This window comes from Sphaerotilus uruguayifluvii, assembly GCF_013294065.1.
Classification (GTDB): Bacteria; Pseudomonadota; Gammaproteobacteria; order Burkholderiales; family Burkholderiaceae_C; genus Sphaerotilus; species Sphaerotilus uruguayifluvii.
This window is the reverse complement of the sequence record NZ_JABSNM010000001.1, coordinates 10,500-30,674: the sequence shown is the minus strand read 5'-3', so window position 1 is coordinate 30,674 and position 20,175 is coordinate 10,500. Positions and strand designations below refer to the sequence as shown.

Here is a 20,175-nt window from a genome sequence, read left to right as displayed (position 1 = left end):
CGGACAACGCCATGACCCATATCCACAAGCATCTGGCCCGTCGGGAGTTCCTGCGCCGCGCGGCGCTGACGACGGCCTGGGCCGGCACGCCCTTCGCCGCCAACCTCGCCGCGATCGGCGCGGCCGCGGCGCAGACCGCCGGCGACCACAAGGCGCTGGTGTGCATCTTCCTGCACGGTGGCAACGACAACAGCAACACCGTCGTGCCCTTCGAGTCGAATGCCTATGCCGCCTACCAGGCGGCGCGCCCGGCCATCGCGCTGCCGCAGGCCTCGCTGCTGCCGCTGTCGCTGACGGGCCTGGCCGGGCCGCAGCTCGGCCTGAATCCGGCGCTGGCGGCCATCAAGCCGCTGGTCGACGCCGGCCGCTGCGCGATCCTGGCCAATGTCGGCACGCTGGCCTGGCCGACGACGCTGGCGCAGTACAAGGCGCGCACGGTGCAGACGCCGCTGGGCCTGTTCTCGCACTCCGACCAGCAGACCTCCTGGCAGACCGCGCTGCCGACGCGATCGTCGTCGACCGGCTGGTTCGGCCGCCTCGCCGACCTGACCACCAGCACCTACAACGCCGGCACCGGCGTGTCGATGTGCATGTCGCTGGCCGGGAACAACATCATGGAGGCCGGCGCGTCGGTCGTGCAGTACCAGGTCACGACCCAGGGGCCGGTGCTGATCGACACGATGGACCCCGGCCACTGGCGCTATGACGCGGCGATGGCCACGGCGATGGGCAAGCTGCTGTCCGAGCAGCGCACGCACATGCTCGAGCAGGCCTACACCACCGTCGGCTCGCGTGCGATCGCCACCGGCCAGCGCGCCCGGGATGCGCTGGCCGCGGCGCCGGCGCTGTCGACGATCTTCCCGACCAGCGGGCTGGGGGCGCAGCTGCGCATGGTCGCTCGGCTGATCGCCGCGCGCAGCGGCCTGGGCCACCGCCGGCAGATCTTCTTCGTCGGCCACGGCGGCTACGACTTCCACGACAACCTGGTCGACAACCAGACCGCGCGGCTGACCGAGCTGGGCAACGCGATGGCGGCCTTCCACGCCGCGACCGTCGAGCTGGGCGTGGCCTCGAACGTGACCACCTTCACCGCGTCGGACTTCGGCCGTGGCCTGCAGTCCAACGGCCGGGGCTCCGACCATGGCTGGGGCAGCCATCACTTCGTCATGGGCGGCGCGGTCAGCGGCAACCGGCTCTACGGCCAGTGGCCGACGGTGGCGCTGGGCGGCCCGGAGGACATCGGCCAGGGCCGGCTGCTGCCGACCACGCCGGTCGACCGCTACGCGGCGACGCTGGCGCGCTGGTTCGGTGCCTCGGCGGGCGACCTGGCGACGGTGCTGCCCAACCTGTCGCGCTTCGCCACCGCGGCCGACGCGCCGCTGGGCTTCCTGCCGGTCAGCTGAGCGAGCTGAGCGGCAGGGCGGGGCGGCTCAGCCCTGCTGCTCCCAGCGCCGCCACAGCGCGGCGATGTCGGCCGGCGAGGTGCGGCAGCACCCGCCGATCAGCCGCGCGCCCGCCTCCGACCAGTCCATCGCCTGCGCGTCGAAGGCGCGGTGCGCGCACTCGGGGCCGGCGCGCCAGACCTTGGCCTGCGCGTCCCAGACCTCGCCCGCGTTCGGGTAGACCAGCACCGGCCGCTCGGTGCGGGCGCGGATCGCGCGCACCAGCGCCGCGATGTGCTGCGGCGCGGTGCAGTTGACGCCGATCGCCACCACCGAGGCGAAGGGCGCCAGCGCCGCGGCGCAGTCGCCGATCGGCTCGCCCTGGCTGGTGTGGCCGTCGTCGCGGCAGGAGAAGCTGATCCAGCCGCGCAGGCCCAGCTCGTCCATCAGCCGCGCCAGCGCGCGCGCCTCGGCCAGGCAGGGCAGGGTCTCGCAGGCCATCAGGTCGGCGCCGGCGGCCTTCAGCACCTCCAGGCGCGGGCGGTGGAAGGCCATCAGCGCGGCCTCGTCCAGGCCGTAGTCGCCGCGGTATTCCGAGCCGTCGGCCTTCATCGCGCCGTAGGGGCCGACCGAGGCGGCCACCAGCGGCGCCGGGCGCGGGTCGTCCGCCGGGCGCTCGCGCAGCCACTGCGCGCGGGCCTCCTGCGCCAGCTCGACCGAGCGGCGCATCAGCGCGGTGGCGGCCTGCGTGTCCAGGCCGCGCCGGGCGAAGCCCTCGAAGGTGGCCTGGTAGCTGGCGCTGGTGGCCACATCGGCGCCGGCGCGGAAGTAGTCGAGGTGGACCGCGCGGATCAGCTCGGGCTGCTCGATCAGCAGCCGCGCCGACCACAGCGCGTCGCGCAGGTCGGCGCCGCGGCGCTCCAGCTCGGTGGCCAGCGCGCCGTCGAGGATCAGGTGCGGGCGCCGCGCCAGCCATTCGGCGATCGGATCGATGGGCTCGGCGGCTGGCGGCGTCGGGGTCAGGGGCGAGGTCATGGCGGGATTCATTCGGTGTCGAGGGGCGTGCTCAGCGCCTGGTCGAGGTCGGCGATCAGGTCGTCCGGGTGCTCCAGGCCGACGCTCAGGCGGAAGAGGCCGTCGCCCGCCCAGCGCCGGTAGTCGGCCAGCGCCTCGCCGTGCAGATCGTAGGAGCTCTCCATCATCGCCGCGGTGTCGAGCAGCACGACCAGGCTGCGCTGGTGGCCGAGCGAGAAGGCGTAGTGCACCCGCCGCAGCCGTGCGGCGAGCTGGCGCGCCATCGCCTGCGGCCGCGCGGTGCGGAAGGTCAGCACCGCGCCGCCCAGCGGCATCTGCCGCTGCGCCAGCGCGTGCTGCGGGTGGCTCTCCAGGCCCGGCCAGACGACCGCCTCGACCTGGGGGTGCATCTGCAGCCAGCGCGCGATGCGCCCGGCGCTGTCGCAGGCGCGGCGCAGCCGCACGTCCAGCGTGTCGATGCCGCGCAGGATCAGCCACGCGGCTTGCGCCGACAGCGCCGCGCCCAGGTGCACGCCGGCGCGGGCGCGCAGCCGCGCGATCAGCGCGCGCGGCCCGATCACCGCGCCGCCCAGCGCGTCGCCGTGGCCGTTGATGAACTTGGTCAGCGAGTGGATGACCAGATCGGCGCCCAGCGTCAGCGGCTGGCTCACCACCGGCGTGGCCAGCGTCGAGTCCACCGACAGCCGCGCGCCGTGCGCATGCACCCGCTCGGCCAGCGCGCGCAGGTCGGTCAGGCGCAGCAGCGGGTTGCAGGGCGTCTCGGCATGGACCCAGCGGGTGTTCGGGCGCAGCGCGGCCTCCAGCGCCGCCGGGTCGGCGAGGTTGACCGCGCTCACCTCGATGCCGAAGTCCGGCAGCATGCGCGAGGCCAGCTCGCGGGCGCCGGCGTAGCAGACGTCGCTGACGATCATGTGGTCGCCCGCGCGCAGCAGCGACAGCCAGACCGCGGCGATCGCGGCCACGCCGGAGGCGGTGGCCAGCGCGTCCTCGCCGCCCTCCAGCGCGGCCAGGCGCTGTTCGAGCTGGCGCACCGTCGGGTTGGTCCAGCGCGCGTACATGAAGGGCAGCTGCGCCAGATCCTCGACGCCCTCGGCCGAGAACGCCGCCTCGCCCGGCTTCACCAGGTGGTTGACCGAGGCGCACAGGCCGGGCGCGATCGCGCCGGTGCTCGGGTCGATCTGCAGGCCGGCGTGCAGCGCCAGCGTGGCCAGGGCGTCGGAGGGGGCGTTCATGCCCGTCAGTCTCGCGGCGGTGATGCGCGGTGCGGCCGCATCCGCCGGGGTCGCGGCGCCGCAGCGCGGCATCTTGGCGCGGCCGCGCGCCGCTAGACTGCGCCTCCATGTCCGATTCCGATGACCTGAGCGCCGCCGCCGAGCCCGGCCCTGCGCTCGACGCCTTCGACCGCCGCATCCTCGCGCGGGTGCAGCAGGACTGCCAGCGCCCGGCCGAGTCGATCGCCGCCGAGATCGGCCTGTCGGCCTCGGCGGTGCAGCGCCGGCTGCGGCGCCTGCGCGAGCGCGGCGTGATCCGTGCCGAGGTCGCGCTGCTCGATCCGGCCGCGCTGGGCGCGGGCCTCACGCTGATCGCCGGCATCGGCTTCGAGCGCGAGCACTACGCGGCGCTGGCGCGGCTGCGCGCGCTCCTGGCGGCCGAGCCGGCGGTGCAGCAGGCCTACAGCACCACCGGCGACAACGATCTGGTGGTGATCCTGCGCGTGGCCGACATGCCGGCCTATGACCGGCTCTGCGCGCGGCTGATGGCGCAGCTGCCGCAGATCGGCCGCATCACCACGCAGGTGGTCATCGAGCCGCTGAAGGTCGGGCTGGCGCTGCCGGTGCCGGGCGGGGACTGACGGCGACGGGGCTCAGGCCCAGTCGGTGTTCGGCGCCCGCCACAGGTCGACGCCGCCGTCCTGCGCATGCGCGTCGATCTCGGCCAGTTCCTCGGCGCTGAAGTGCAGGTTCTGCAGCGCGGCGACGTTCTCGCGGATCTGCGCGGCACTGCTGGCGCCGATCAGCGTGGTCGTCACCCGCGGGTCGCGCAGCACCCAGGCCAGCGCCATCTGGGCCAGCGACTGGCCGCGCCGCCGCGCGATCGCGTCGAGCGCGCGCACCCGCGCCAGGTTGGCCTCGCTCAGGTGCTCGCGCATCAGCGAGCCGCCGCCGGGGCGGTTGACGCGCGCGTCCGCGGGAATGCCGTTCAGGTACTTGTCCGACAGCAGCCCCTGCGCCAGTGCGGTGAAGGCGATGCAGCCGGCGCCCTCGGTCGCCAGCGTGTCGAGCAGGCCGCGCTCGATCCAGCGGTTCAGCAGGTTGTAGCTCGGCTGGTGGATCAGCAGCGGCACGCCCTCGGCCTTCAGCAGCGCCGCCATCTCGGCCGTCTTGCCCGGCGAGTACGACGAGATGCCGACGTACAGCGCCTTGCCGCTGCGCACCGCGTGCGCCAGCGCGCCGGCGGTCTCGGCCAGCGGCGTGTCCCGGTCGAAGCGGTGCGAGTAGAAGATGTCGACGTGGTCGAGGCCCAGGCGCCTCAGGCTCTGGTCCAGGCTCGCCAGCACATGCTTGCGCGAGCCGCCGCCCTGGCCGTAGGGGCCGGGCCACATGTCCCAGCCGGCCTTGGTCGAGATGATCATCTCGTCGCGGTAGGGCCTGAAGTCCTCGCGCAGCAGGCGGCCGAAGTTGATCTCGGCGCTGCCGTAGGGCGGGCCGTAGTTGTTGGCCAGATCGAAGTGCGTGATGCCGAGGTCGAAGGCGGTGGTCGCCATCTCGCGCTGCACGCTCAGCGGCGTGGTGTCGCCGAAGTTGTGCCAGAGGCCGAGCGAGAGCGCGGGCAGCTTCAGGCCGCTGGCGCCGCAGCGCCGGTAGGGCATCGTCTCGTAGCGGCCGGGGGCGGCCTGCCAGGCGGGGGTCATCGGCGTGTCTCCTGGGGGTGTGACGTGAACGTCCCAGTGTGCCGCCCGCGAGTTCCAGCGCCGGTACAGACAAAAAAAAGCCCGACCGCAGTCGGGTCGGGCATTGAACGGTACCGAGAAAGGTACCGAGGAGACAAGTGGCACGGGCAGCGGGCTTCAGGCCCGCGGCCGGATCAGCGACGCGGCGTGGTGGCCTTGGCGGCGGTCTCGCCCAGCGTCTTCAGGTTGGTCTCGGCCAGCGACACGGCCTGGCGAGCGGCCTTCTGCACGCTCTCGAAGGCGGCGTCGGCGTTGGCCATCGCGGTCTTGACCATGGCGACGGCGTTCTCGCTGCCCTTCGGGGCCTTCTCGGCGGCCTGGTCGACCAGCTCGGTGAACTTTTCCTTGGCGGCGGTCAGCTGGGCTTCGGCCAGCTTGCTCACCTCGGCCTGGGTCGAGGCGGCGATGTCATAGACCTGGCGGCCATAGGCCAGCGCCTTTTCCTGGGCCGGCTTGACGTATTCGGTCTGCAGCGCGGCCAGTTCCTGCGGGCCCTTGGCCGACAGCACGGCCTTGGCGTGCGCGGCGTTCTCTTCCAGCGTGCTGCGCGCGGCCTGCATGTTCAGCTCGACCAGCTTCTCGATGCTCTCGAAGGCCTTGTGGGTCAGCGAGACCAGGGCTTCGAGGTTGGCCTTGTTGGCAGCGGCGAGTTGTTCGGGCGTCAGGGACATGGTCGGGCTCCGGCTGAGAGGCGGGTGAGAAGGATGATTCCAGAAATTTTTGCTGCACTGCAGCATGACTTCAGTATAGAACGATCCGCCGTGCTTGCAAGCATTTTGCTGCGGTGCAGCAATCATTGGGGTGCAGGCTCTAGATCGAGATCCGCGGCCGGCGAGTCGCGCAGCGCCGCCTGCAGCCGCTCCACCACCGGCGAGCTGCCGCAGCACGACAGCACCAGCGACTGCGTCGCGCGGGTCATCGCGACATAGACCAGCCGCACCGCGTCCTCCAGCGTCTCGTCGCGCCAGGGCAGGCGCTGCAGGCCGGCGACATGCACATGCGCGAACTCCAGCCCCTTGGCGCTGTGCAGCGTGACCAGCCGGATGCCGGCCTGGCGCCAGTCGAAATGCTGGAAGCCGGCGCTGCCCATCGACTGCAGCGGCAGGCCGCGCCGCGCCAGCGCCTCGGCGATCGGCGCCATCTGCGCCCGGGTGCGGCACAGCACCGCGATCTCGCCGGCCGCGGTGCCGGCGGCCACCGCGTCGGCGATGCGCGCGGCCAGCAGCTCGGCCTCTTCATGCTCGCTGCGGGCGCGGATCAGCACCGGGCGCGGGCCGCGCCGGCCGGAGCTGCTCGGCGCCACGCCAGTGACGCCGTCCTCGTCGCCACGGCCGGCCTCGCGGTCGCGGCCGCGCTCGGGCAGCAGGCCGCGCGCGAAGCGCAGCGCCAGTCCGAGCACCTCGGCGGTGTTGCGGTAGTTCAGCCGCAGCACGCTGGTGCGGCCGCGCGCCTGGATGCCGACGCTGGCGAAGCTGAAGCGCTGGCGCAGGCGCTGGTAGATCGACTGCGCATCGTCGTAGAGCACCAGCAGCCGGCGCGCGGCCGGATCGCTCATCGCCGCGGCCAGGCGCAGCCAGCCGTCCTCGAAGTCGTGCGCCTCGTCGATCAGCACCGCGTGGTGGCCGCCCAGCGGCACCCGGCCGGCATCGGCCGCGGCGATCACCGCCTGCGCCAGCCGCGCCGGCGCGTCCGCGTCGTCCTGGCCCTCGGGTGCGGCGGGCACCGCGATGCGGTGGCGCCGCGCCAGCTCGGCGCACCAGCCGTGGAAGGTGCGCACCTGCAGCCGCGTGCGCAGGGCCTCGCCCGGCGCGATCAGCGCCTCGATGCGGTCGGCCAGCGCGCGGTTGTAGCAGAACACCAGCACCGGGCGCGCCGGCTCGGCCTCCTGCGCCAGCCGCCGCGCGCGGTGCACCAGGATCATCGTCTTGCCCGAGCCGGCCACGCCGTGAATCACCCGGTGGCCGTCGCCCAGCGTGCGCGCGACCTGCTCCTGCTGCAGGTCCATCACCTGCAGCAGGTCGGGCACCTCGGGCGGCGGCTCGGGCGGCGGCTCGACGGGGGTGGCGTGACCGGCCCTCTGCACGGGCGACGGCGCACCCAGCCGCAGCTCGGGAAACAGGTGCCAGCGGATGCGCTCGCGCTGCGCCGGCGTCAGCCGCTGCGGCAGGTCGACGGTGAACAGGCCGGAGAGGCGCTGCACGAAGGTCTCCGGATCGACGCTGTCGTCGAGGTCGTCGCGCAGCAGCGTGCGCGCCGGCGGGAAGACCGCGTCGAAGCCGGGCAGGGCGGCGACCTCGGCGCGGCGCAGGTTCGACATCACCGCGCCCCAGCCGTAGCGCAGCGCCAGCCGGCCGCGGTGCGGGCCGTCGTCGTGCACCAGCGCCGGATCGCGCTGCAGCAGGTCGGCCAGCGCCATCGCGTGGTCGCGCACCTGGCGCAGCGGATGCGCGGTCATCACCGGGCCGCTGGCGGTGGCCAGCTCGACCCGGTCGGGCGTGGCCTGGCGGATCGTCGCGAGCTTCCAGTCCTTGACCTCGAGCAGCAGCAGCCCCAGGCCGGGGCCGAGCACGATGAAGTCGGGCTGGCGCGCGGCCTCGCCGACCGGCAGGTCATGCCAGACGATGTGCTGGTCGTCGAGGCACTGGCGCAGCTGGTCGAGCACGCGGCGCTCGCCGGCGTTGCAGCGGGATTCGATCTGGCGCAAGCCCTGGGGAAACTGGGCCATCGGGGGCAATCGGGTGGGAGTGGTACGGACGACCGCGGGGCGCGATCCTTGCATGAGATCGGCGCCCTTGTCGCGTTTCCTGAATCCTGCACCGGCATGGCGCCGCGAGTTTCATTTCCGGCTTCACATCCGGAAAGACCAGCAGCCCTTCAGGGCCGAGAGTGCGCGAAGATGGGCCATTGATCTGCCACAGCCTCCGTCACACCCCCTTTCGCCTGCCGCAGAGGAGTCGCCATGAGCACCGTCGCCCAGATCCTGAAGTCCAAGTCCGTCAACCAGCCGGTGCGCACGCTGCCGCCGGAGGCCACCGTGCGCCAGGCCGTCGAGCTGATGGCCGAGCACCGCATCGGTGCGCTGCTGGTCGCCGAGGGCGAGCGCATCGTCGGCATCTTCACCGAGCGCGACTACGCCCGGAAGATCGAGGTGCGCGGCCGCTCCTCGACCGCCACCCGGCTGGCGGAGGTGATGACGCCCGACGTGCTGCACGTCGGGCCGACCACCACGACGCAGGAATGCATGGCGCTGATGACCGACAAGCGCCTGCGCCACCTGCCGGTGCTCGATGGCGGTCAGGTCGTCGGCATGGTCTCGATCGGCGACCTGGTCAAGGAGATCATCTCCGAGCAGCAGTTCATGATCGCCCAGCTCGAGAGCTACATCCGCAGCTGAGCGGCGCGGCGGATCGCCGCGACCGCCGCCTGCTCGCTGGCGAGCGAGGCGCCCAGCGCGTGCCGGCACAGGCCGGCCTGCGCGTAGTGCAGGTTCTCGTAGAGCTCGGCGGCGACCGGATGGGCGTCGAGCAGCGCGTCGAGCGCCGGGCCGGGCTCGGCCGCATCGAGCAGCGCCCCCAGCGTCGAGGCGACCTGGCGGTACTGCGCCGCTGCGCGCTCCGAGGCGCCGGGATCCAGCCGCTCCAGCAGCTTCGTCAGCGCCAGCACCGCGCCAAGATCGTGGTGAAGTCGTTCGGGACGGGTGCTCTGCATGGTCGGCTCCGGCAAGGATGTCTCCCGATCTGCAGGGAGGCGGGGCCGATTTCAAGGCCTGCGCGACACTTCGCCGCATGAAGATCGACTTCGACGGACTCCAGGCCTTCGTGGCCATCGCCGATCTGGGCGGCTTCGGCAAGGCTGCCGAGAGCCTGCATCTGACCCAGACCGCGCTGACCCGCCGGCTGCAGAAGCTCGAGGGCTGGCTCGGGCTGAAGCTGGTCGAGCGCAGCACCCGGCGCGTGGCGCTGACCGCGGTCGGCCGCGACTTCCTGCCCCAGGCCCGCGCGATGGTGCAGGACGTCAGCGGCGCGATGAGCCGTCTGCGCGACATGGCCCAGCACGGCCACGGCCAGTTCACGCTCGCCTGCATTCCCTCGATGACCTCGCATGTGCTGCCCGGGCTGATCGGGCGCTATGCGCAGCGCCATCCGGGCAACCACATCCGGCTGCTCGACGGCGCGTCCACCGAGGTGCGCCAGGCGGTGCTGGGCGGCCAGGCCGAACTGGGCATCGCGCTGGCCGGCGAGCGCCATGCCGAGCTGGCCGAGACGGCGCTGTTCGACGATCCGCTGGTCTTCATCTGCCGCGACGGCCATGCGCTGGCCGGCCGCGCCAGCCTGCGCTGGGAGGACATGCGCGGCCTGGACCTGGTCGGCGTCGGCAGCTTCATGGCCACGCGCATCCAGATGGACTACCAGCTCGCCCGGCGCGGCATCACGCTGACCGCGCGCTACGAGGTCCAGCACCATGCGACCGCGCTCAATCTGGTGGCCGCCGGCGTGGGCTGCGCCATCCTGCCGGCCTCCACCTTCCGCGAGGGCGACCGCCCGGGCGTGCGTCGCCTGGCCATCACCCACCCGGTGGTGCGCCGCAAGGTGCAGCTGCTGCGCCGCCGCCATGCCGACCTGTCGCCGGCGGCGCGGGCCTTCGTCGACCTGATGGCGTCGTCGGACGCTGATGCATGGCAGGCATCAGTGGCCACCTGAGTTTCATTTCACGCATCAATCCGTCCACGGAAGAATCGACGCCGTCACCCCACGGACTCTCGAACTTTCGAACGGATTCACGATGCACACCGACGTGCTGGTCATCGGTGGCGGCAACGCCGCCCTGTGCGCCGCGCTCACCGCGGCCGAGGCGGGCGCGCGCGTGCTGCTGCTGGAGGCCGCGCCGCGCCTGCTGCGTGGCGGCAATTCCGCCCATACCCGCAACCTGCGCTGCATGCACGACGCGCCGCAGGACGTGCTGGTCGACGCCTATCCCGAGGAGGAGTTCTGGCAGGACCTGCTGAAGGTCACCGGCGGGCGCACCAGCGAGCCGCTGGCGCGGCTGACCATCCGCGCCTCGTCGACCTGCCGCGACTGGATGCGCCGCCACGGCGTGCGCTTCCAGCCGCCGCTGTCGGGCGCGCTGCATGTGGCGCGCACCAACGCCTTCTTCATGGGCGGCGGCAAGGCTCTGGTGAACGCCTACTACCGCAGCGCCGAGCGCCTGGGCGTGCAGGTGCGCTACGAGACGCCGGTGCAGGGCCTGGAGATCGAGTCGGGCCGCTTCGTGGCGGCCCGGGCCGGCGACGAGCGCATCACCGCCGGCGCCTGCGTGCTGGCTGCCGGCGGCTTCGAGTCGAACCGCGAATGGCTGAGCCAGGCCTGGGGCACCAACGAGCGCGGCGAGCGCCCGGCCGAGCAGTTCCTGATCCGCGGCACGCGCTTCAACCAGGGCGTGCTGCTGCGCCACCTGCTCGAGGAGCACCGCGCCGACGCGATCGGCGACCCGACGCAGGCGCACATGGTGGCCATCGACGCGCGCGCGCCGCTCTACGACGGCGGCATCTGCACCCGCATCGACTGCGTGTCGTTGGGCATCGTCGTCAACCGCGAGGCGAGGCGCTTCTATGACGAGGGCGAGGACTTCTGGCCCAAGCGCTACGCGATCTGGGGGCGCCTGGTGGCCGGCCAGCCCGGGCAGATCGCCTGGAGCGTGATCGACGCCAAGGCGGCCGGGCGCTTCATGCCGCCGGTCTTTCCCGGCGAGGTGGCGCGGAGCCTGCCCGAGCTGGCGCGCCGGCTCGGCCTGGACGAGGCGACCTTCATGCGCACCGTGGACGACTACAACCGCGCCTGCCAGGCCGGCCAGTTCGACCACACCACGCTGGACGACTGCCACACCGCCGGGCTGCAGCCGCCCAAGACCCACTGGGCGCGGCCGCTCGACACGCCGCCCTACACCGCCTACGCGCTGCGTCCGGGCGTGACCTTCACCTATCTGGGCCTGAAGACCGACGAGACGGCGGCCGTGCGCTTCGGCGGCCGGCCCAGCGACAACCTGTTCGTCGCCGGCGAGATGATGGCCGGCAACGTGCTGGGCCAGGGCTACACCGCCGGCGTGGGCATGTCGATCGGCACCGCCTTCGGCCGCATCGCCGGCGCGGGCGCTGCCTCGGCCGCAAGCCGCGCACGCAAGGAGAACGCATGAGCACCGTCGACATGAGCCGCGGCGGCACCGACACGCTGCAGACGCTGGTGCGCCAGGCCACCGCGCTGGCGCAGGGCGATCCGGTCGAGGAGGTGGCGCGCCAGCTGCAGATCTGCAATGCCTGCCGCTACTGCGAGGGCTTCTGCGCGGTCTTCCCGGCGATGACGCGCCGCCTGGAGTTCCCCGCGGCCGACGTGCACTACCTGGCCAATCTCTGCCACAACTGCGGCGCCTGCCTGCACGCCTGCCAGTACGCGCCGCCGCATGCCTTCGCGGTCAATGTGCCGCAGGCGATGGCGCGGGTGCGCGGCCGAACCTACGCCGACCATGCCTGGCCCGCGCCGCTGGGCCGGCTCTACCAGCGCAACGGCCAGTTGGTGGCGCTGCTGCTGAGCCTGGCGCTGGGCCTGTTCCTGGCGCTGGCGGCGGCCTGGAACGGCGCGCTGTGGGGCTCGCCGGGGCCGGGCGGCTTCTACGCCATCTTCCCGCACCACACCCTGGTGCTGATGTTCGCGCCGGTGTTCCTGTGGGCGGTGCTGGCGCTGGGCCTGGGAGTGCGGCGCTTCTGGCGCGGCATCACCCCGGTGACGGGCGCCCGGCCGGTGAGCGGCGAGGCGGCGGCCTCGGCCACGCAGGAGGTGCTGACGCTGAAGTACCTGGACGGCGGCCACGGCGACGGCTGCCACGAGGCGGACGAGGCCTACACGCTGTGGCGGCGGCGCTTCCACCACCTCACCTTCTACGGCTTCGGCCTGTGCTTCGCGGCCACCGGCGTGGCCACGCTGATGCACTACCTGGGCGGCCAGTCGGCACCCTACGACCTGCCCGGCCTTCCCAAGCTGCTGGGCGTGCCGGGCGGCGTGAGCCTGCTGGCCGGATCGCTGGGGCTGGGCTGGCTGCGCATGCACCGTCATCCGCTGCACGGCGACGCCGCCCAGCGGCCGATGGACATGGCCTTCATCACGCTGCTGGCGCTGACCAGCGCCAGCGGTCTGGCGCTGTGGCTGGCGCGCGGCCTGCCGGCGATGCCGCTGCTGCTGTGCCTGCATCTGGGGGCGGTGATGGCGCTGTTCCTGACGCTGCCCTACGGCAAGTTCGCCCACGGCATCTTCCGGGTGGCGGCCCTGCTGCGCCACAACGTCGAGCGGCGCCTGCCCAGTCCCGTCGGTCTCGGCGCCGACTGACCGTCCCGGCCTCCTCGGCCCCTCGCTTTCGATGTTCCCGATGCGGCCGCCGCGGGCGGTGGCCGCCGGCGTGCGCCTGCGCGCCGCTCCCTGCCCCACGAACGTTTCCAGGAGACACGCATGCCCTCGACCGAGCCTTCCGGCTGTTCCCTTCCCTGCGATGCCGGTGCCCCGGCGCCTGCCTCCGCGGCCGGATCGATCCGGCGCCGCGCCGGGCTGCTCGGTGCGCTGAGCCTGCTGGCGCTGGCCGCCGCACCGGTGCAGGCACAGAGCGCCGACTTCCCGCCGAAGAAGACCGTCACCATCGTCGTGGGCTTCGCCGCCGGCGGGGCGGCCGACATGGCCGCGCGGGTCATCGGCAAGAAGCTGGGCGACAACCTCGGCGCCACGGTGGTGATCGAGAACAAGGCCGGCGCGGGCGGCAACCTGGCGCACCAGTACGTCGCCCAGGGACCGACCGACGGCAGCGTGCTGCTCTTCGGCTCGGTCGGGCCGCTGGCCATCGCGCCGCACCTGATGAAGGTCGGCTACGACCCGATCCGCGACCTGGCGCCGATCACGATGGGCGTGAACTTCCCGAACGTGCTGGTGGTGCATGCCGGCGCGGGCATCCGCAGCTTCGCCGACTTCATCGCCGCGGCGAAGAAGACGCCCGGCCGGCTCGACTACGCCTCGACCGGGCCCGGCTCGGCCTCTCACCTGGCCGGCGAGCTGCTGGACGACATGGCGCACATCGACACCGTGCACATCCCGTACAAGGGCGGCGCGCCGGCGCTGCAGGACCTGCTGGGCGGCCGGGTCACCGCGTATTACTCGACCTATTCGACCTCGCAGCAGCACATCGACGCCGGCAAGCTGGTGCCGCTGGCCATCACCGGGCCGAAGCGGCTGCCGCAGCTGCCCGGCGTGCCGACGATCGCCGAGTCCGGCTACCCCGGCTACAACGCCACGAACTGGTATGCCTTCGTGGCCGCGTCCAGGGTGCCCAGGCCGGTGCTGGACCGCTGGAACGCCGAGCTGGTCAAGGTGCTGAAGTCGCCCGAGGTGGTCGCCGAGCTGAACCGCCACGGCATGCCGCCGGCGCCGGGCACCCGCGAGGAGCTGGGCCGCGAGATCGAGCGCGAGTCCGCCTACTGGGGCCGCGTGATCCGCGATCGCAAGATCGTCATGGACTGACACGCCACGCGACGACACGACGACACGGAACGACGACACGACAAGAAGGAGACCGACCATGAAGAAGATGCAAGCGATGCCGGTCCGGCGCACCTGGCTGCGGCTGGGCGCCACCCTGGTGCTGGGCGCCAGCAGCCTGCTGGCCAGCGGCGCGGCCGTGGCTGCTGAACTGCACGTCATCACTTCCGGCGCCTTCACCGAGGCCTACAAGCAGCTCATCCCGATCTACGAGGCCGCCAGCGGCCACACGGTCAGGAGCTCCTTCGGCGCCTCGGTCGGCAATGCGCCGGACTCGATTCCCAGCCGCTTCGCCCGGGGCGAGAAGTTCGACCTGGTGATCCTGTCGGAGACCGGCCTGGAGGCGCTCGAGAAGGACGGCCGCCTGGTGCCGGGCTCGCGCCTGGACCTGGCGCGTTCGCACATCGGTGCGGCGGTGCGCAAGGGCGCGCCGCGGCCGGACATCTCGACCGTCGAGGCGCTGCGCCGCACCCTGCTCGAGGCCGGCTCGGTGGCCTATTCGGCCAGCGCCAGCGGCGCCTATCTGTCGACCGTGCTGTTCCCGAAGCTGGGCGTCGAGGAGCGGCTGCGCCAGACCGGCAAGCGCATCCTCAGCGAGCGGGTCGGGGCGGTGGTGGCGCGCGGTGACGCCGAGCTGGGCTTCCAGCAGGTCAGCGAGCTGATCTATTTCAAGGAGCTGGACTTCATCGGCACGCTGCCGCCGGAGGTGCAGCAGTCGCTGTTCTTCTCGGCCGGGCTGGTGCAGGACTCGTCGCAGCAGGAGGCGGCGCGGCATCTGGCGCGCTTCCTGCGCTCGGCGGCGGTGGCGCCGATCGTGCGCGCCACCGGGCTGGATCCGGTGGCCGAGGCGCCGGCCCGCTGAGCGGCGAGGCCCGCGCGATGAGCACGACGCCGGCCGCCCGGTCCGAGGCCGCCGAGCTGCGCAGGCCGGGCGGTCCGGCGCAGCTGTTCCTCGTCTTCACCCGCACCTCGCTGCAGGGCTTCGGCGGCGTGCTGGCGGTGGTGCAGCGCGAGCTGGTCGAGCGAGAGCGCTGGTACACGCCCGAGTCCTTCCTGCAGGACTGGGCGGTGGCCCAGGTGCTGCCCGGGCCGAATGTCTGCAATCTGGCGCTGATGCTGGGCGACCGCACGCACGGCTGGCGCGGGGCCGCCGCCGCGCTGGCCGGCCTGCTGCTGCTGCCGCTCGCGCTGGCGCTGCTGCTGGCGGGCGTGGCCGGCGGTCTGGCGGCGCATCCGGACACGCAGCGGGTCGTCTCCGGGGCGCTCGAGGGCATGGGCGTGGTCGCGGCCGGGCTGATCGTCGGCACCGGCCTGCGGCTGGCGGCCGCGCTGCGCTCGCATCCGCTCGGTGTCCTGCCGGCGCTGGCGGTGGCGGTGCTGGCCTGGGCCGCGCTGGCGCTGGCGGGCTGGCCGCTGACCTGGGTGGTGCCCGGCCTGGGCCTGTGCGGCGCGCTGGCCACCGCCCTCGTCATGAAGAAGGGGCGGCGATGAGCCTGGCGGACTGGATGACGCTGGCCGGCCTGCACCTGAGCCTGTCGCTGCTGGCGGTCGGCGGCGCGGTCACGCTGGCACCGGCGCTGCATCTGCATCTGGTGCGCGAGCTGGCCTGGCTGAGCCCGGCGCAGTTCACCCAGGCGCTGGTGCTGGCGCAGGCCGCGCCGGGGCCGAACGTGCTCTTCATCGCGCTGCTGGGCTGGCAGGTGGGCGTGGGCGGCAGCGGCGCGGCACCGGCGAGCGCCGCCGCGCTGGTGTCCGGCCTGTGCGGCGCGCTGCTGAGCCTGGCGGCGGTGCTGCTGCCCAGCAGCCTGCTGGCGCTGGGCGTGACCCGCTGGATCGGCCGCCATCAGCAGCATCTGGCGGTGCAGGCCTTTCGTCTCGGGCTGGCGCCGGTGGTGATCGGCGTGCTGATGTCGACCGCCACGCTGCTGCTGCAGGGCGAGCGCGGCGGCTGGCCTGAGGTGCGGCCGCTGCTGCTGGCTGCCGGCGTGGCGCTGCTGGTGTGGCGCACCCGGCTGGCGCTGCCGTGGATGCTGGCCGCCGGCGCGCTGCTGGGGGCCTGCGGCCAGCTCTGACCGGCTCTGCGGCTCCGCGGCCCGGCGGCGGGCGCGGATCAGCGCCGGGCCGTCGGCACCCGGTGCGAGAAGATCGACAGCAGGCTCGCGGCCACCACCACCACGCCCATCGCGGCGCTCAGGCTGAGCGCGTGCGCGATCGCGCCGATCAGCGGCGGACCGATCAGGAAGCCGCTGTAGCCGATCGACGAGACCGAGGCGATCGCCGCGGCGCGGCTGGTGCCCGGCACCCGGGTCGCGGCGTTGTAGAGGATCGGCACCACCGGCGCCAGGCCGGCGCCGACCAGCGCGTAGCCGGCCAGCGAGACCCACGGGTGGCCGCTGACCAGCACCACCGCCATCGCGAAGGCCGACAGCCCGGCGCTGAAGGCCAGCAGCTGGTCCTCGGGGCAGCGCGCGCGCAGCCGGTCGCCGGCGAAGCGCGCCAGCGCCATCGCGCCGGCGAAGGCGGCATAGCCCAGGCCGGCCTGGGCCTGAGGCATGCCGAGCTCCTGCTTCAGGTAGAGCACGCACCAGTCGTACATCACGCCCTCGGCGCTCATGCCGGCGAAGATCAGCAGGCCGATGACCAGCAGCTGGCCGCGCGGCCAGGCGAAATGCGCCTGCGGGCCCTCGTGCGGCTCGGGCGCCGGGTGGGTGTCGAGCATGCCGCGGGCGGCGACCAGCACCGCCAGCGCCATCAGCAGGCCGAAGCCGGCGAGCTGGTGCTCCGGCGCCACCTCCAGCCGCAGCAGGCCCGCGGCCAGCGCCGCGCCGGCCATCGCGCCGAGGCTGAACATGCCGTGCAGGCCGCTCATGATCGCCCGGCCGCCGAGCATCTCGAGCGCCGAGCCCTCGGCGTTGATCGACACGTCGTAGAGGCTCATCGCCGCGCCGAAGACCAGCATCGCCGGCAGCAGCAGCGCCAGCGAGGGCCAGTGCAGCACCAGCGCCAGCATCGAGCCCATCACCAGCGCGCAGGCCCGCGCCGCGCCACGCGCGCCCAGCCGGCCGACCACCCGCCCGGCGGTGAACAGCGACACCACCGCGCCGGCCGCCGCCGACAGCAGCACCAGCGACAGCATCGCCTCGTCCAGGCCGTACTGCGCCTTGACCGACGGGATGTGCACGCCCCAGGCGCCACCGACCAGGCCGAGCATGGCGAAGAGCGCCCGCGTGGCGGTGCGCGCGCGCGACAGCCGGGACGGCGAGGGCGGCGCGGCGGCGCCGGTCAGCGGGGAGGTCAGGGTGGTCGTCATGCGGATGCTCCCGGGCGCGCGGCCAGCCGCTCGCGCGGCTCGACCTTCGGGCAGCGGTCGGGCCGGCGCGCCGAGTTCGGCGCGGCCCACTGCACCGCGTTGGCCAGCACGCGCCGGATCTGCGGGTGGTGATAGGTGGGATAGGTCTCGTGGCCCGGACGGAAATAGAAGATGCGCCCGTGGCCGCGCTGCCAGCAGCAGCCCGAGCGGAAGACCTCGCCGCCCTCGAACCAGGAGATGAACACGGTGCTGTCGGGCGCGGGAACGTCGAAGCGCTCGCCGTACATCTCTTCCTGCGCGAGCTCGATGCAGTCGTCCAGGCCGGCGGCGATCGGGTGCGCGGGTTCGACCACCCACAGCCGCTCGCGCTCGCCGGCGACACGCCACTGCAGCGAGCAGTGCGTGCCCATCAGCCGGCGGAAGAGGCGCGAGAAGTGGCCCGAGTGCAGCACGATCAGGCCCATGCCGGCCAGCACATGGCGCTGCAGCCGGTCGACGACCGCATCCTCGATCTCGGCATGCGCCCGGTGGCCCCACCAGACCAGCACGTCGCAGCCGGCCAGGCGCTCTTCCGACAGGCCCTGCTCGGGCTCGTCGAGCGTGGCGGTGCCGATCTCGAGCGCGCGTGCGCCCGGGCCCAGGCCGGGCAGCTCGGCCAGCGCGGCGGCGATCGTCGCGTGAATGCCGTCCGGATAGATCGCGGCGACCTCCGGCCGGGTGCGCTCGTGGCGGAATTCGTTCCAGACGATGACAGAAATCCGCGCTGGTGGCGCGGGCAATGGAGCGGGACTTTGCATGTCGGCAGAATAGGTTTTTCCCCGGGTGGGCGGCAACGGCTGCCGACAGCACAAAACCTCGAACCATGTCAGAAAACCTGGATGCCGCGGCGATGACGGCCGACCTGCCGGCCGAGCCGGCGCAGCGCCTGCGCGAGCTGGTCGAGCGCTTCGCGCGCGCGGCGGCCGAGGGGCGCGCGCCGCTGTGGCTGCCGCCGCATCCGGCGGTCTGGCCCGGTCGCGGCGAGGGCCATTTCCATCTGGCCGCCGAGCTCTTCCTGCAGGTCTCGGGCACGACCCGCTTCATCTTCCCGCATGCCGAGCGGCTGCTGCGGCCCGGCGAGATGCTGCTGGTGCCGCCGAAGCTGCTGCATGACGAGCATGTGCGCGCGGCCGGACCGGCGCCGGCGCAGGCCTTCCAGAATCTGGTGATCCACGCTGATGCCGGCTCGCTGTGCAGCCATCTGGCGCACGAGGTGCATCCCGGCCGCCCCGGCATCCTGCACCTGGAGGTGCGCGGCCATGCGCAGGTCGCGCGCATCCAGGACTGGCTGGCCGACGCGGCGCTGCCGGGCGAGGAGGGCGACGCGGCGCTGGCGCTGCAGCGCCGTGCGCTGGTGGCCGCGGCGCTGGCCGGGGTGCGCCGGGTGCTCGAGGCCGGCGCGGCCACCGAGGTCAGCGTCGAGCCGCCGCTGCTGGCGCGGGCGCGCTCGCTGATCCGCGACCGCCTGGGCGACCACACGCTGAGCGTGCGCGATCTGGCCGCGCACTGCGGCTGCAGCGCCGACTACCTCTCGCACCTCTTCCACCGCCATGCCGGCGAGACGCTGGCCGCGCACATCGTGCGCCTGCGCCTCGACCGTGCCGAGCGGCTGCTGGCCGACGAGGCTGCGCTGGCGGTCAAGGAGGTGGCCTGGGCCTGCGGCTTCGCGTCCTCGGGCTACTTCATCCGCACCTTCCGCGCCCGCCACGGGCTGACGCCGGCGGTCTGGCGCCAGGCGCGGCCGAGCCGGCCCGCCGGCGCGACCGACGCCGCCGTGCCGGCGCTCCCCTTCGTGCCCACGCGCGAGCGCCCCTGCCGCTGGGCGCGCCTGCCCGGCGACGAAGCCGACGACGGCCGCCCCGATACTGCCGCCTGATGCCGCCCCGGCAGCCTCCTTCTTCCTTTTCCTCTTCCTTCGACACGAGCACCGACATGAGCACCGATCGCCCCGATTCCGCCGTCTCCCCCGCGCCGTCCGCCGGCGAGCAGCGCCGCCGCCAGGTCATGGGCGACGCCTTCGTCGACCGCGCGCTGGGCGCGGCGGACGCCTTCTCGAAGCCGCTGCAGGCCTACGTCAACGAGCACGCCTGGGGCTCGACCTGGCTGCGCGAGGGGCTGGAGCTCAAGCAGCGCAGCCTGTGCACCGTGGCGATGCTGGCCGCGCTGGGCCGCAGCCAGGAGCTCAAGGGCCACCTGCGCGGCGCGATGAACAACGGCGCCACGCTGGCCGAGATCCGCGAGGTGCTGCTGCACGTCGCCCCCTACGCCGGCGCCCCGGCCGCCATCGAGGCCTTCCGCGCCGCGAAGGAATGGATGGCCGACAGCGGGCTGTCGGTGGATGGGCTGGATCCGAGCTGAGGCGGAACGCACCCGAGACGGCGCCCGCTTGCCGACCTGACAGGCCGCAGATTTACCATCTGCGGCCTGTTTGTTTGGGCGTGCAAAAACTCAGGGGGCGCAGCAGATGGCGAGAGACGACGCAGAGGCGGAGCGGCGGATTGCGGAGGCGAAGGCCAGCGGGGCGCTGGAGCTGTCGCTGCGAGGGCTGGACATTGATCGGCTGCCGGACAGTCTGCGGACATTGACCCGTCTGGAAACACTCGATCTGCGCGGATGCCAGAAGCTGGCGGATATCCGGGCTGTCTCGTGCCTCATGGGGTTGAAAGCGTTGCTCTGCGGCGTGGACGCAACTGCAGAGAGCTGGTGGGAGCAGTCATTTGCTCTCTCCGACATAAAGCCGGTGTCCGGTCTGAAGAGTCTGCAGCAGCTCTACCTGATCGGGTGCAGGCAACTGACGGATGTGAGCGTGCTGAGCAGCCTGACGGGCTTGCAGCAGCTCTACCTGATCGGGTGCAGCCAACTGAAGGATGTGAGCGTGCTGAGCAGCCTGAC

21 protein-coding genes are annotated in these 20,175 nt (G+C 73.1%); 13 read left to right on the top strand and 8 right to left on the bottom strand.

The annotated features are described in order from the left end of the window. Nucleotides 1-11 precede the first annotated feature (11 nt). A complete protein-coding gene (locus tag HNQ01_RS00130) occupies nt 12-1,403 on the top strand; it encodes a DUF1501 domain-containing protein (RefSeq protein WP_173803294.1) in 1,392 nt (463 codons plus the stop codon). A gap of 27 nt (nt 1,404-1,430) precedes the next feature. Here the strand turns inward: HNQ01_RS00130 and mmuM are convergent, their stop codons facing one another. After that, nucleotides 1,431-2,417, bottom strand: a complete 987-nt coding sequence (gene mmuM / locus HNQ01_RS00125; protein ID WP_173803293.1) for a homocysteine S-methyltransferase — start codon at nt 2,415-2,417, stop codon at nt 1,431-1,433. A gap of 8 nt (nt 2,418-2,425) precedes the next feature. Then, complete coding sequence (locus tag HNQ01_RS00120; RefSeq protein ID WP_173803292.1) at nt 2,426-3,649, bottom strand: trans-sulfuration enzyme family protein; 1,224 nt, start codon at nt 3,647-3,649, stop codon at nt 2,426-2,428. 107 nt (nt 3,650-3,756) lie between these two features. Here HNQ01_RS00120 and HNQ01_RS00115 point away from each other — a divergent pair, with 107 nt between their 5' ends. Beyond that, nucleotides 3,757-4,269 (top strand): Lrp/AsnC family transcriptional regulator, encoded by a 513-nt coding sequence (locus HNQ01_RS00115; RefSeq protein WP_173803291.1) that lies wholly within the window; start codon nt 3,757-3,759, stop codon nt 4,267-4,269. Nucleotides 4,270-4,281: 12 nt separating this feature from the next. Here the strand turns inward: HNQ01_RS00115 and mgrA are convergent, their stop codons facing one another. The 3 genes from mgrA to HNQ01_RS00100 form a co-directional block, all read right to left on the bottom strand. Further along, nucleotides 4,282-5,328: an L-glyceraldehyde 3-phosphate reductase gene (gene mgrA / locus HNQ01_RS00110; RefSeq protein WP_173803290.1), complete on the bottom strand. Its 1,047-nt coding sequence runs from the start codon at nt 5,326-5,328 to the stop codon at nt 4,282-4,284. A gap of 173 nt (nt 5,329-5,501) precedes the next feature. After that, nucleotides 5,502-6,038 (bottom strand): phasin family protein, encoded by a 537-nt coding sequence (locus HNQ01_RS00105; RefSeq protein WP_173803289.1) that lies wholly within the window; start codon nt 6,036-6,038, stop codon nt 5,502-5,504. A gap of 122 nt (nt 6,039-6,160) precedes the next feature. Then, nucleotides 6,161-8,092: a 3'-5' exonuclease gene (locus HNQ01_RS00100; protein ID WP_173803288.1), complete on the bottom strand. Its 1,932-nt coding sequence runs from the start codon at nt 8,090-8,092 to the stop codon at nt 6,161-6,163. A 234-nt stretch (nt 8,093-8,326) separates the two neighbouring features. Here HNQ01_RS00100 and HNQ01_RS00095 point away from each other — a divergent pair, with 234 nt between their 5' ends. Beyond that, nucleotides 8,327-8,761 (top strand): CBS domain-containing protein, encoded by a 435-nt coding sequence (locus HNQ01_RS00095; protein WP_173803287.1) that lies wholly within the window; start codon nt 8,327-8,329, stop codon nt 8,759-8,761. Here HNQ01_RS00095 and HNQ01_RS00090 read toward each other — a convergent pair. Further along, nucleotides 8,746-9,075 carry a hypothetical protein gene (locus HNQ01_RS00090; RefSeq protein WP_286180370.1) on the bottom strand — a complete coding sequence of 110 codons (330 nt, stop codon included), beginning with the start codon at nt 9,073-9,075 and terminating at the stop codon, nt 8,746-8,748. The two genes, HNQ01_RS00095 and HNQ01_RS00090, sit on opposite strands and share 16 nt — an antisense overlap. A gap of 77 nt (nt 9,076-9,152) precedes the next feature. On the opposite strand from HNQ01_RS00090, the gene HNQ01_RS00085 reads away from it, so the two are divergent. The 7 genes from HNQ01_RS00085 to HNQ01_RS00055 all read left to right on the top strand — a co-directional run bounded on the left by HNQ01_RS00085 (nt 9,153) and on the right by HNQ01_RS00055 (nt 16,006). Beyond that, the gene (locus tag HNQ01_RS00085; RefSeq protein ID WP_173803286.1) at nt 9,153-10,067 is read left to right on the top strand and encodes a LysR family transcriptional regulator; all 915 of its coding nucleotides are present in this window, start codon (nt 9,153-9,155) and stop codon (nt 10,065-10,067) included. 82 nt (nt 10,068-10,149) lie between these two features. Beyond that, nucleotides 10,150-11,556, top strand: coding sequence for an FAD-dependent tricarballylate dehydrogenase TcuA (gene tcuA / locus HNQ01_RS00080; protein WP_173803285.1), 1,407 nt, complete (start codon nt 10,150-10,152; stop codon nt 11,554-11,556). Then, nucleotides 11,553-12,740 (top strand): tricarballylate utilization 4Fe-4S protein TcuB, encoded by a 1,188-nt coding sequence (gene tcuB, locus HNQ01_RS00075; RefSeq protein ID WP_286180369.1) that lies wholly within the window; start codon nt 11,553-11,555, stop codon nt 12,738-12,740. The genes tcuA and tcuB overlap by 4 nt, the downstream gene beginning before the upstream one ends. 198 nt (nt 12,741-12,938) lie before the next feature. Further along, nucleotides 12,939-13,916, top strand: coding sequence for a Bug family tripartite tricarboxylate transporter substrate binding protein (locus tag HNQ01_RS00070; RefSeq protein ID WP_434801474.1), 978 nt, complete (start codon nt 12,939-12,941; stop codon nt 13,914-13,916). A 58-nt stretch (nt 13,917-13,974) separates the two neighbouring features. Next, complete coding sequence (locus tag HNQ01_RS00065; RefSeq protein ID WP_173803283.1) at nt 13,975-14,796, top strand: substrate-binding domain-containing protein; 822 nt, start codon at nt 13,975-13,977, stop codon at nt 14,794-14,796. A gap of 17 nt (nt 14,797-14,813) precedes the next feature. Next, nucleotides 14,814-15,425, top strand: coding sequence for a chromate transporter (locus tag HNQ01_RS00060; RefSeq protein WP_173803282.1), 612 nt, complete (start codon nt 14,814-14,816; stop codon nt 15,423-15,425). After that, nucleotides 15,422-16,006: a chromate transporter gene (locus HNQ01_RS00055; RefSeq protein ID WP_173803281.1), complete on the top strand. Its 585-nt coding sequence runs from the start codon at nt 15,422-15,424 to the stop codon at nt 16,004-16,006. The genes HNQ01_RS00060 and HNQ01_RS00055 overlap by 4 nt, the downstream gene beginning before the upstream one ends. A gap of 38 nt (nt 16,007-16,044) precedes the next feature. On the opposite strand, the gene HNQ01_RS00050 is transcribed toward HNQ01_RS00055, so the two are convergent. Together HNQ01_RS00050 and HNQ01_RS00045 are read right to left on the bottom strand one after the other, a co-directional pair. Next, a complete protein-coding gene (locus HNQ01_RS00050; RefSeq protein ID WP_173803280.1) occupies nt 16,045-17,244 on the bottom strand; it encodes an MFS transporter in 1,200 nt (399 codons plus the stop codon). Further along, nucleotides 17,241-18,041, bottom strand: coding sequence for a ThuA domain-containing protein (locus HNQ01_RS00045; RefSeq protein WP_173803279.1), 801 nt, complete (start codon nt 18,039-18,041; stop codon nt 17,241-17,243). The genes HNQ01_RS00050 and HNQ01_RS00045 overlap by 4 nt, the downstream gene beginning before the upstream one ends. A gap of 65 nt (nt 18,042-18,106) precedes the next feature. Here HNQ01_RS00045 and HNQ01_RS00040 point away from each other — a divergent pair, with 65 nt between their 5' ends. The 3 genes from HNQ01_RS00040 to HNQ01_RS00030 form a co-directional block, all read left to right on the top strand. Beyond that, on the top strand, nt 18,107-19,159 hold the full coding sequence (locus HNQ01_RS00040; protein ID WP_173803278.1) for a helix-turn-helix transcriptional regulator: 1,053 nt from the start codon (nt 18,107-18,109) through the stop codon (nt 19,157-19,159). 56 nt (nt 19,160-19,215) lie between these two features. Further along, complete coding sequence (locus HNQ01_RS00035) at nt 19,216-19,641, top strand: carboxymuconolactone decarboxylase family protein (protein ID WP_173803277.1); 426 nt, start codon at nt 19,216-19,218, stop codon at nt 19,639-19,641. A gap of 106 nt (nt 19,642-19,747) precedes the next feature. Then, nucleotides 19,748-20,175: leucine-rich repeat domain-containing protein (locus tag HNQ01_RS00030; RefSeq protein WP_353621610.1), on the top strand; the 428-nt coding region annotated here is incomplete at its 3' end.